The sequence below is a fragment of the Sphingopyxis sp. genome, assembly GCF_035565275.1.
Taxonomy (GTDB): domain Bacteria; phylum Pseudomonadota; class Alphaproteobacteria; order Sphingomonadales; family Sphingomonadaceae; genus Sphingopyxis.
Map to the genome: position 1 here is coordinate 1 of NZ_DATMST010000236.1, position 10,873 is coordinate 10,873.

The window sequence follows — 10,873 nt, forward strand, 5'->3', positions numbered from 1 at the left end:
ATGCGTCGCGTCGGCGCGCCGTGCAGGTCGCAAGCATCACGGCCGCCACGGGACCGAACGCAATGGGCGCGAAGTTCGGCGCATGGCCCGGCGAGGACGATATCGCCGAGGCCGTGCCGACACGCATCGCCGCCGAACGCGCCTATCGGGAGGCCGGCATCACCGCGCGCGATGTCGACGTGGCGCAGGTGCACGACTGTTTCAGCGTCATGGGCTCGCTCCACCTGGAAGGGCTCGGCATCTTTCCTCGCGGCGAAGCGGCGCGCGCCGTCGCGAGCGGCGAAACGGCGCTCGGCGGCACCTGTCCGACGAATACCGACGGTGGCCGCATAGGTCTGGGCCATCCCACCGGCGCCACCGGCATCAGCATCATCTGCGAAACCGTCACGCAGCTTCGCGGCGAGGCAGGCGAGCGCCAGGTCGCCGGCGCGCGGGTCGGTGTGGCCCAGTCGATGGGCGGGAACAATGCGGTCAGCGCCGTCGCGGTTCTGAAAGGAAACTGAAAATGAGCCAGAATGTTACGGCCCGGCCGGTCGTTGCCGGACCCGCCCGCGCGTGGCGCACCCGCCGCAATCGCTATGGCCTTGTCGGCAGCCATTGCCGGACCTGCCAGTCCTGTTCGTTCCCGCCGCGGCGACGCTGTCCTCGCTGCGTCGATGCTGTTCAGGAAGAAGCGGTGTTTTCGGGTCGCGGCGCGGTGATTTGTCTGGCCGAAGATCATTCGCCGCTGGTTGGTCACGGCGACCGCGCTCCGCGTCCCTTCGCAATGATCCGTCTCGAAGAGGGGCCGGTCCTGATGGCCGAGGTGGTGGACGCCGAATATGACTGTCTTGCACCCGAACAGCCGGTCGAGATGGTCATCCGCAAATGGCGTCCCGAACAATCGGGCCTCGCGCTTTATGGCTTCAAATTCCGGGTGGCATCATGACGGCGGCCGTCGGTATCGTCGACCTGGCGTTTGCTGCGCCTTCGGGGCGTCTGGCAACGGCTGACGTCGAAGCGGTCTGGCAGTCGGGATCCGCAAGGCGGAGCGGCGTGCGCGAGCGCGCGGTTCTTGACCCCGACGCCGATGTGATCACGCTGGCGGCCGAAGCTGCGCGCAGGCTCGCGCCGCTTCCGTCGAACGTCGGCGCGATCTTCTTTGGCACCCAGTCGTCGCCCGACCTCTCCCGTTCGGCGGCGGCGGTGCTTGCCGACATGCTCGGGATCGCGCCGGCGGTTTTCGCGACCGATGTGCGGTTCAGCGGAAAGTCGGGGACGGCGGCACTCGCCATGGCGATTGCATGGGTGCGCGCGGGCTTTTCCGAATATGCATTGGCGGTTGGTGCCGACGCACTTTGCCTGCGGGCCGCGCCGGGCGATCCGCTGGAAATGACCGCAGGCGCCGGGGCGGCCTGCGTTCTTGTCGGCAACACCAATATTGCCGCACGCTTCGAAGCACTGGCCTCGACCGCGTCCGATGCTGCTGACGGTTTCCGTCTAGAGGGCGATCCCTATGTCCGGTCGGGCGGTGCGGGCTTTGCATCGAGCGGCCTCGGCGATTTGCAGCATATGGTCGGCGCCTGGGAGCTATTGCTTGCGAGGCTGGGTGATGACGCGGACTTCGCGGCCGTCGCGGCGCAGCAGCCCGATGGCCGGCTGACGGGGCGACTGGCGCGCGCCGCAGGGATCGATGCAGAGCTTTTTGCCGGCGGAGCGGTTGCGCCGATGCTTGGAGACCTCGGCGCAGCATCGCCGCTCGCCGCACTGCTCCGTCAAATGGAAGAACGGCAGCCGGGCGACCGGGTCGGGCTTCTGTCCTACGGCTTTGGCGCGGGATCGGATGCCTTGTCGTTCATCGTCGAACGACCGATCGAGGCGAGGTCTTTCCACCAGGCGATCGAGCGGCGGCGCCCGGTCGACTATGCGACCGCGGTGCGGTGGGAAGGGCGATATCGGCGGCACGCGCATCCCTTGAGCGTGTTCGAATGACCGAAGCGCGTTTCACGCAGCGTCCCGCGATCGTGACCGGTGCCGCGCGCGGGATCGGCCGCGCGATCGCGATACGGCTGGCGAGCGAGGGCGCGCCCTCGCTGCTCGTCGATCGCGACGCAACCGGTCTCGCCGAAACCGCCGACAAATGCCGTGGAGAGGGCACGGCGATCGAGACGCTGGTCGCGGATTTGCAGGATCGCGCGGCGCCGCGCCGGATCGCCGATGCGGCGCGCACCGCCCATGGTGCGATTGCCGTGCTGGTGAACAATGCCGGCGTCGAGTTTCGCGGCAACTTTACCGCGCATGACGATGCGGCATGGGACCGCGTCATCGACATCAACCTGTCGGCGGCGTTCCGCCTTGTTCGCGAACTGACCGACGATCTTGCGGCAACGCGGGGCGCCATCGTCAACCTCGCGTCGGTAGCCGTCGTCGGCTTTGCGGGACAGGCCGCCTATGACGCCTCGAAAGGCGGACTCGCGACGCTGACGCGCTCGCTGGCGGTCGAAATGGGCCCGATGGGCGTCCGCGCCAATTCGGTGGCGCCGGGCTTCGTCGATACCGAGATGTTGAAGGAAGCGCCCGATTTGGCGGCGGTGGCGGAACGCCTCGTCGCGACCTTGCCGATCGCCCGGACGGGGCGGGTGGAGGAGGTTGCCGCTGCGGTCGCATGGCTCGCGTCCGAGCGCGCGAGCTATGTCACAGGCCACACGCTTTTCGTCGACGGGGGGTGGATGCGGCGATGACCTGTCAGAACGATATGAGCGGCCGGCCGGTGCTGGTGACGGGTGCGGCGCGGGGGATCGGCCTGGCGATAGCGCATGCGTTCGGCGCGCGCGGCGCGCGGGTCGCGGTCAACGACCGGGACCCCGCCGACGTCGATCGGGCTGTTTCCGCGCTGCGCGAAAAGGGAAGCGATGCGATCGCGGTTCCGGGCGATATTTCGGACGAGCATGCCTGCGCCGGGATTGTTGCCAAAGCTTGCGACGGGGAAGGGCGGCTCGCTGTCCTCGTCAACAATGCCGCGATCGGACGCGCCGCTCCGCTAGCCAGCCACAAGACCGATCATTGGCGCAAGGTTCTGGACGTGAATCTGACGGGTCCCTTTCTCCTTGCGAGGGCTGCGCAGGAAGCGTTGCGACAGGCACGCGGCGCGATCGTCAACATCGCCTCGGCCGCCGCCTACGGGATGAAGGATCAATGCTCCTACGACGCCTCGAAGGGCGGGCTGATTTCGCTGACGCGGTCGCTCGCACTCGAGCTCGGGCCAGCCGGCGTGCGCGTCAACTCGGTCTGTCCCGGCTTCGTCGACACTGAAATGCTCAAATCGGACGCAAATCTGCACCGTCATTCGCAGAAATTTGCGCGTTCGTTGCCGCTGGGACGCCTCGCGCGTCCGGAAGAAATCGCGGAAGCTGTGCTGTGGCTGGGGTCAGACGACGCCAGCTACGTCACCGGCCACGCACTATTTGTCGATGGAGGCTGGATAAGACCGTGACGATTGCCAATTCACTCGAAGGCTTCACCATATTGGTCACCGGCGCCGCCGGCGGGATCGGAGCGGTTACCGCCCGGACGCTGTCGGCGCGCGGCGCGCGATTGCTTTTGACCGATCGCGACACGGCGACCCTCGCGTCGCTCGCGGCCGAGCTTGCGGCCGAGTATCGCGTTGCCGATCTCGACGACCGGAACCAGATCACCGACCTGGCCGACTGGGCCGATCAGCGCGGTATGGACGCTCTCGTCAACAATGCGGGGATCGTCAGCATGGCGCCGATCGAGGATTTCCCCGACGCCGACTGGGACCGCGTGATCGAGATCAACCTGACCGCGGTGCATCTGCTCACGAGGAATTTCGCCCGCTGCCGCATCGCGCGCGGCGGCGGCGGAGCGATCGTCAATATTGCCTCGATGTCCTACAAGGGAATGACCCGGCAGATCGCCTATGTCGCGTCCAAAGGCGGAGTGGTCTCGCTGACGAAGGGCGCCGCGATGGAACTCGCCCGGCATAAAATCCGGGTCAATGCCGTCGCGCCGGGCATGACCGAGACCGAAATGACCAATCCCGCCGATGGCAGCCAAGATCGCCTGCGGCTGCGGATGATGGAACAGATACCGCTCCGGCGGTACGGCGAGCCACAGGAAATCGCCTCGGTCGTCGCGTTCCTGATCTCGCGTGACGCATCCTATGTCACGGGTGAGGTGATCCACGTGTCGGGCGGAGCGAGGCTGTGAGCGGGCCGGTGCAAGAGCTTGCTGGCCGGACCTTTCTCGTGTCGGGCGCGGCGGGCGCCATGGGGGTCGCGACCGCGCGGCTACTGCGGGCGGCCGGAGCCCGTCTGTGCCTGACCGACCGGCATCTCGACCCGATCGAACTGCTCGCGAAGGAACTGGACGGAACGGGACATGAGGCGATCGCCGTCGCCTGCGATCAAGCCGAGGCAGAGGATGTCGACCGTCTTTCCGCACAGCTTTCGGATCGTCTCGGCGCGCTCGACGGTGCCTTCATCAACGCCGGTATCGGCCGCTATGGCGCGCTGTTGGACGTGGCGGTCAAGGACTGGAAGCAGCATGTAGACATCAACCTGACTGGAAGCTTTCTCGTCGCCCAGGCCGCCGCCCGGCTGATGATCGGCACGCGCCGGGGCGGCGCCCTGCTGTTCAACGCGTCGACCGCCGCCGCCCATGCTGCAGAGCTGTTTGGCGCTTATGGCGCATCGAAGGCGGGTCTGCGGATGCTTTCGCGGACGCTGGCGGGTGAGCTGGGCGCGCACGGCATTCGTGCCAACCTGATCATGCCCGGGGTCATCGAAACGCGCATGACATCGGGGCTTCTCGCCGATCCGGACATCAGCGCCGACATCGTCGGCGAGACGCCTGTGGGCCGCCTGGGCCAACCGGAAGACATCGCCGAGCTTGCGCTTTTCCTGTTGAGCGACCGTTCCACCTTCATCACCGGGGCCGAAATCCTGATCGACGGCGGCCAGACGCTGCACGGCTATCCGCGCTGGTTCAGCCGCACGCCGGGCGACACAAACCATGACTGGAGCCTCCATGCCAAGCGCACATGACAATGACTGCCTGCAGGTGCGCCGCGAGGGCGGCGTTCTCTGGCTGACAATGAACCGGCCGGCGGCGCTGAACGCGATCGACCGGATACTGGGTCTTGAACTCCTCAAGGCCTTTCACGCAGCGGAACGTGACGCTGATGTCCGGGCGGTCGTCCTGACCGGTTCGGGCCGCGCTTTTTGCGCCGGTGACGATATCGCGGGTCTGAAGGCCTTTCTCGAAGGCGACTTCGATCATGAGCGCGCCGCTGTCGATCCGACCGACAAATCCAGCCTTTACATGCGGGTAGCGCAGCTCATGACCCGGTGCCCCAAGCCCGTCATCGCGGCGGTCAACGGCCTGTCGTTCGGCGCCGGCACCGAGCTTGCGTGCGCCGCCGACATAAGGTGCATGGCGCGCTCTGCCGTCATGGGAAGCGGGCTCGTCAAAATCGCACAGCTCGGGAATGCCGCCTATCTCGGCCATGTCGTCGGATCCGCGCGCGCGTTCGAGATTTTCGCGACCGGGCGTGCGGTCGGAGCAGAGGAGGCGGTGGCGATCGGCCTCGCGACCCATATGTTCGACGACGGCGAATTCATCGACGGCGTCGCGGCTTTGGCGGACCGGCTGGCGAACGGTCCGACCCGCATCATCGCGATGCAGAAAAGGCTGCTCGCAGCGTCGGAGGGACGCAATCTCGACGCCCGCGCCATGTTGCAGGAAGCCGCGCACCAGACCTGTTTTTTCGAAACCGAAGATGCGAGGGAAGGTGCCAGCGCCTTTATCGAGAACCGCAAGCCGACATTTACGGGCAGGTGAACCAATGAGCATTTTCAGCTGGATGAACTCTGACGTTCCGCCGCGGGACCAGTCCGTACTGCGCTATGCGCTCGAGCGATGGGAAGGCGAACGCGGCGAACAGGCTTACGCCGTTTTTCCCGGCGGCGGGCAGTGGAGCTTTGCCGAAATGGGCCGGCAGGCCCGTCTGGTCGCGACGGGACTGGCGCGGCTCGGCGTCGCGCGGGGCGACCGCGTGATGAGCTGGCTTCCCAACGGACCCGACGCCTTGCGCGTCTGGTTCGGGATCAACTGGCTGGGTGCGGTCTACGCGCCGATCAATCTTGCCTATCGGGGCTCGATCCTGCGCAACGCGGTCGAGATTGCGGAACCGAAACTGATCATCTGTCATTCCAGCCTCGTTTCGCGGCTTGACGAGGCGGACATCGACCCGGCGTTGCCGGCGTTGCTGATCGACCAGCGCGATGTCGGAAAAAAGGGAGCAAGGCCGTTGCTGGGCGGGGACTGCCTCGATGCCGGCATCGACGCGGCATTGCTCCGGCTGGAGGAGCCCATCGAGCCTTGGGACGAGCAGGCGATCATATATACATCGGGAACGACCGGGCCCTCGAAGGGGGTCCTCAGTTCCTATTGCCACGGCGCGACGGCCGCCCTCGTCGCGTTCGAGGACAAGAGCCGCGCCGATCTGCGCTATCTCGTGACCTTGCCCCTGTTTCACGCCGGCGGGACGATCGGAACCATCGGAACCCTTTTGCTGGGGCATTCGATCGCGCTGCCCGAACAGTTCGAGACCGGGCGATTCTGGGACGTGGTACGCGAAACGCGGTCGACCTGTTGCACGCTTCTGGGCGCTATGGCGGGATTTCTGAACAAGCAGGCGCCAGCGCCGGGTGAACGGGATCACGGGCTGCAATGGGCTTATGTGCTGCCGCACGGGCAGACGGCGACGGATTTTTCCGCGCGCTTTGGCGTTGCCACCCGGACCATGTTCAACATGACCGAACTGGCGGTGCCTATCCTGTCACGCGAAGATCAGGCCGATGCCGAAAGCTGCGGGCGCGCGCGCGTCGGCGTGACCTTGCGTATCGCGGATGCGCAGGATCGGGAGGTCGCGTCCGGCGAGGTCGGCGAACTGCTCGTCCGTGTCGACCGCCCGTGGTCGACGTCCCATGGTTACGCCGGCAATACCGAAGCGACGGCCGCAGTCTGGCGCAATGGCTGGTTTCACACGGGCGACCTCTTCCGCCGCTCGGCCGACGGCGATTATTACTTCGTCGACCGCGCCAAGGACTCGATACGCCGCCGGGGGGAAAATATTTCCTCCTACGAGGTCGAGCGCGAATGCCTGTCGTTCGGTGCGGTCCGCGAAGCCGCCGCCTATGCCGTCGCCAGCGAATTCGGCGAAGATGAAGTCATGGTGGCGCTATCGTCCAACCCCGGGGCGTCGATCGATCCGGCCGCCCTTGTCGATCATCTGCGCGTCCGGATGCCCTATTACATGGTGCCGCGCTACATCCGTATCCTCGACGATCTTCCGAAGACACCGACCGCGAAGATCCTGAAGACCGAACTGCGCGCCGAAGGGCGAACGGCGGACGTCTGGGATCGCGAGGCGCACGGCATCATATTGAAGCGGGATCGTATCAATGGCTGACGGTAGCGCCGGGCCCGGCATCATCGACATCTGCGCAGTCCATGGCGACCGCGACGTGTGGGAAGCCTATCTTACCGGCTTTGCCATCGCTGCGCCCGATTACCTGGACAAATTCGCTGAGCCCCTGACGCGGCGGGCAGGCGTGGACCTTGAAGACTATCGCCGCCGGCTCGCTGCCGATCCCCATTCTGCAGTCCACTATCTGATTGACGAAGGCAGCGGTTTCGATGTCGCGGACGGCGATTACATCGCGGGCCTGCGCGCCGACGGGATCACGCATCAGGTCCTGCATGGCTTTCCCTGGCGCGGGCGGTCCGGCGCCGATGCCAATCGATCGATCGCCCGCCTCGCGGCGATGGCGCCCGACCTTCTGACATGCTGGCTGGGCGTTTCCTTACGCGCGCCCGAAGAAGCCGCCTCGCAGATCGAATCGGCGCTGCGCGACTGGAATATTGGCGGGGTGTCGGTTTCGCCATTCTGGGAGGCCGTCCCGGCATCGGACCCGGCGCTGACGCCGATATTCGAGACGGCGCAACGGCTGAATCTGCCGATCTGGATTCACGCCGGACAGAATTTCAATCGCTCCATCCCGCTCGATATTTCGCATGTACGGAATATCGATCGTGTCGCGACGGCGTTTCCCGATTTGACGATTTTGATCGGTCACGGGGGATGGCCGTGGATATCGGATGCCGTTGCGATCGTGCAGCGGCATCCCAACGTCCATCTCGAACTGTCCAGCCACAGCCCGCGCTTCATGGGCCGTGCGGGGTCGGGTTGGGAGCCCTTGCTCGCACAGGCTCGCGGCGCGCTGCGTGGTCGCATCCTGTTCGGGGCATCCGCCTGGGTTTCCCGGCTGGGACCCGCTGACCTCGCCGCGCAAATCGACGAACTGGGATTGCCGGCCGATATTGCCGCCGAATGGCGCCACGACAACGCGGCGTGGCTTTTGGCCGGCGCGGGCCGGAGGGCGACCGATTGAAAGAGATGGCCGGCACGCGCTGCTGCATACCGAGGATCATGCAATGGAGCCTGTGGCAGACACCTGCGCGCCAGAGCACATCGGGGGAAAATCGACCGGCCAAAGCGGTCTGCCATGAAGGAAATGCCGCGTGAAAAAGGGTCTGTCAGTTTCGCCGGCCGATGCAGCCGAAGGCCATGGGTCGAACTCCTACCGGGGGCTTGTTCTCCTGATGCTCCTCCTTGTCTACACCTTCAATTTTATCGATCGTCAGATATTGGGCATTCTCGCCGTGCCCGTGCAGGCGGAATTGGGCCTTAGCGACACGCAACTCGGTCTGCTCGGGGGCATCGCCTTTGCCTTGCTCTACTCGACTGCGGCCATTCCGCTGGCCTGGCTCGCCGATCGCACGGGCCGCACCTGGGTGATCACCGGCTCATTGGCCGTCTGGAGCGGCTTCACTGCCCTGTGCGGCCTGGCGAGCGGATTCTGGTCGCTCTTCCTTTGCCGGCTCGGCGTGGGCGTGGGCGAGGCGGGGGGCGTCGCACCGTCCTTTTCCCTTATCTCGGATTATTTTCCGTCGGCACAGCGCGCGAGGGCCCTCGCAATCTATTCACTCGGGATCCCGCTGGGCTCGGCTTTGGGCGTGTATTTCGGGGGCTATATCGCAGCGAACGTCGACTGGCGGGCCGCTTTCATTGTCGTGGGATTGGCCGGGGTCGCGCTGGCCCCTCTGTTCCGGCTGATCGTTCGCGACCCTCCTCGCGCTGCGGGCGCGCCTGACACGATGCGCCTTCGGAGCGTTCTGGCCATCCTGTCGCGAAAGCGCAGTTTCTGGTTCCTCGCCCTCGGCGCAGCGTCCAGTTCGATCATGGGTTATGGCATGGCGTTCTGGCTCCCGACGCTCCTCCAGCGCAGCTTTGGCCTCGATCTGGAGGGGACATCGCTCTTCTTCGGGACCATGCTGCTGCTCGGCGGCGGTGTCGGGGTGCTGCTTGGTGGCGTGATCGGCGACCGCGTTGGCCTGAAGGACAAGAAAGCGCTCGCGACGGTGCCCGCCCTTTGCTTTCTGGTTGCGGCGCCCGTCTTCGCCGGCGGCATATTGTCGGACTCGCTTCCGCTGGCATTTATCCTGCTCACCATCCCGATGGCGTTGGGCTATGTGTGGCTGGCGCCAGTCATTGCGGCTGTCCAGCATCTCGTGCCGTCGCAAATGCGCACCACCGCCACGGCAAGCTTCCTCTTCATCAACAATCTGCTCGGCCCCGGGCTCGGTATCTATATATTGGGAGGGCTCTCGGACGCGCTGCTGCCAGTTTACGGCAGCGACGGGCTCAAATATGCGATGATGGGCTGCCTGCTGTTCTATGTCGTTTCAGCGGTAATGATGCTACTCGGCGCCCGGTCGCTCGATCGCGACTGGGTCGATTGAAGGCAGTAGCGACCATATTTGCCGAACGCCACTTTATGGTCGGCGCGCAGGGCCGTTGGCGTCGGCTTGGCCGCTGGTGTATTTCAGGTGCGGATGCGCTTGCATGTCCGCCCTGGCCGATGCTGATCCCGAAGCAGGCCGTCCGCTACCGGCCATCGCATGCCTCCGAGTTTACGCGCTGACCGTTTCAACTCCAGCCACCGCCCAACGCCTTGAACAGGTCGATCCGCGCCGAACCCAGCTGTTGCTCCGACGCCGCCAGAGTGGCACGCGCGTCGATCAGCGATTGCTGCGCGATGACGGTGTCGAGCAGCGACACCGATCCGGCGCGATAGCGGGCTTGCGCGAGTTCGTAGGCGGTCTGGGTCCGGTCGCGTGCTTTGGCAAGCGCCGCATGACGCTGTTGCCCGGCGTCATATCGCGCAAGGGCTTGCTCCACCTCCTTGAGTGCGCCGATCACCTTGCCGTCGAACGCGGCGAGCGATGCGTCGCCCTGCGCTTCGGCCTGTCTGACCCGCGAGCGTGCGACCGCGATGTTGGGAAAGCTCCACGACAGTAGCGGACCGAGCGAAAAGCTGAAGCTGTCGCTGCCCTTTACGTCGTCGTTGCGCAGGAAATTGCCGTTCGTGCCAAGCTGGATGCGCGGATAGAGATCGGCGGTTGCCACGCCGATGCGCGCTGTGTCGGCAGCGAGGCGGCGTTCGGCTTCGCGCAGGTCGGGGCGGCGACGCAGCAGGGCGTTGCCGTCGCCAACCGGAAGCGCCGCCACCGGTGCCGGAATTCGGATACAGCTCTGGGCCTCGACAGGCACGTCGCCGGGCTGCCCTCCCAGCAAGGCGGCGAGTTCGAGCAAGGCGACGCGCCGCCGGCCTTCGATCTCGGGAATCGCGGCGCGCGCCATAGCGACGTTGCCCGCGGCGCGCTCGACCTCCAGCCGACCGACCGATCCGGCGCGCTGCTGCGCGGTCACTATGCGCAGGCTGTCCTCTGCGGTGGCGAGCGAGGT

The 10,873-nt window shown here is 65.8% G+C and carries 12 protein-coding genes; 11 read left to right on the forward strand and 1 reads right to left on the reverse strand.

Features of this window, described 5'->3' with window-relative positions:
* From VN047_RS16135 to VN047_RS16185, 11 genes are all read left to right on the forward strand, one after another.
* Positions 1-503 (forward strand): thiolase family protein (locus VN047_RS16135; protein WP_325544428.1); only part of this gene is annotated, 503 nt, incomplete at its 5' end.
* 2 nt (positions 504-505) lie between these two features.
* A complete protein-coding gene (locus VN047_RS16140) occupies positions 506-928 on the forward strand; it encodes a Zn-ribbon domain-containing OB-fold protein (RefSeq protein WP_325544430.1) in 423 nt (140 codons plus the stop codon).
* Positions 925-1,971 (forward strand): hypothetical protein, encoded by a 1,047-nt coding sequence (locus VN047_RS16145; RefSeq protein WP_325544432.1) that lies wholly within the window; start codon positions 925-927, stop codon positions 1,969-1,971. The genes VN047_RS16140 and VN047_RS16145 overlap by 4 nt, the downstream gene beginning before the upstream one ends.
* Positions 1,968-2,720: an SDR family NAD(P)-dependent oxidoreductase gene (locus tag VN047_RS16150; protein ID WP_325544434.1), complete on the forward strand. Its 753-nt coding sequence runs from the start codon at positions 1,968-1,970 to the stop codon at positions 2,718-2,720. Before VN047_RS16145 ends, VN047_RS16150 begins: the two co-directional genes overlap by 4 nt.
* Entirely contained in the window at positions 2,717-3,472 is a 756-nt protein-coding gene (locus VN047_RS16155; protein WP_325544436.1) for an SDR family NAD(P)-dependent oxidoreductase, read from the forward strand. The genes VN047_RS16150 and VN047_RS16155 overlap by 4 nt, the downstream gene beginning before the upstream one ends.
* Positions 3,469-4,209, forward strand: a complete 741-nt coding sequence (locus VN047_RS16160; protein ID WP_325544438.1) for an SDR family oxidoreductase — start codon at positions 3,469-3,471, stop codon at positions 4,207-4,209. The genes VN047_RS16155 and VN047_RS16160 overlap by 4 nt, the downstream gene beginning before the upstream one ends.
* Positions 4,206-5,045, forward strand: coding sequence for an SDR family NAD(P)-dependent oxidoreductase (locus VN047_RS16165; RefSeq protein ID WP_325544440.1), 840 nt, complete (start codon positions 4,206-4,208; stop codon positions 5,043-5,045). The genes VN047_RS16160 and VN047_RS16165 overlap by 4 nt, the downstream gene beginning before the upstream one ends.
* Complete coding sequence (locus VN047_RS16170) at positions 5,029-5,841, forward strand: enoyl-CoA hydratase/isomerase family protein (RefSeq protein ID WP_325544442.1); 813 nt, start codon at positions 5,029-5,031, stop codon at positions 5,839-5,841. Before VN047_RS16165 ends, VN047_RS16170 begins: the two co-directional genes overlap by 17 nt.
* Positions 5,842-5,845: 4 nt before the next feature.
* Positions 5,846-7,474, forward strand: coding sequence for an AMP-binding protein (locus VN047_RS16175; protein WP_325544444.1), 1,629 nt, complete (start codon positions 5,846-5,848; stop codon positions 7,472-7,474).
* Positions 7,467-8,456 carry an amidohydrolase family protein gene (locus tag VN047_RS16180; RefSeq protein WP_325544446.1) on the forward strand — a complete coding sequence of 330 codons (990 nt, stop codon included), beginning with the start codon at positions 7,467-7,469 and terminating at the stop codon, positions 8,454-8,456. The genes VN047_RS16175 and VN047_RS16180 overlap by 8 nt, the downstream gene beginning before the upstream one ends.
* Before the next feature lie 211 nt (positions 8,457-8,667).
* Positions 8,668-9,867, forward strand: a complete 1,200-nt coding sequence (locus tag VN047_RS16185; RefSeq protein ID WP_325544450.1) for an MFS transporter — start codon at positions 8,668-8,670, stop codon at positions 9,865-9,867.
* Positions 9,868-10,054: 187 nt separating this feature from the next.
* Here VN047_RS16185 and VN047_RS16190 read toward each other — a convergent pair.
* Positions 10,055-10,873 (reverse strand): TolC family protein (locus VN047_RS16190; protein WP_325544448.1); only part of this gene is annotated, 819 nt, incomplete at its 5' end.

What these genes read in the sequence shown, in the direction of transcription:
- VN047_RS16150 (WP_325544434.1), top strand. Translation starts at nt 1,968, where the DNA reads ATGACCGAAGCGCGTTTCACGCAGCGTCCCGCGATCGTGACCGGTGCC.
- VN047_RS16140 (WP_325544430.1), top strand. Translation starts at nt 506, where the DNA reads ATGAGCCAGAATGTTACGGCCCGGCCGGTCGTTGCCGGACCCGCCCGC.
- VN047_RS16180 (WP_325544446.1), top strand. Translation starts at nt 7,467, where the DNA reads ATGGCTGACGGTAGCGCCGGGCCCGGCATCATCGACATCTGCGCAGTC.
- VN047_RS16170 (WP_325544442.1), top strand. Translation starts at nt 5,029, where the DNA reads ATGCCAAGCGCACATGACAATGACTGCCTGCAGGTGCGCCGCGAGGGC.
- VN047_RS16145 (WP_325544432.1), top strand. Translation starts at nt 925, where the DNA reads ATGACGGCGGCCGTCGGTATCGTCGACCTGGCGTTTGCTGCGCCTTCG.
- VN047_RS16175 (WP_325544444.1), top strand. Translation starts at nt 5,846, where the DNA reads ATGAGCATTTTCAGCTGGATGAACTCTGACGTTCCGCCGCGGGACCAG.
- VN047_RS16155 (WP_325544436.1), top strand. Translation starts at nt 2,717, where the DNA reads ATGACCTGTCAGAACGATATGAGCGGCCGGCCGGTGCTGGTGACGGGT.
- VN047_RS16185 (WP_325544450.1), top strand. Translation starts at nt 8,668, where the DNA reads ATGCTCCTCCTTGTCTACACCTTCAATTTTATCGATCGTCAGATATTG.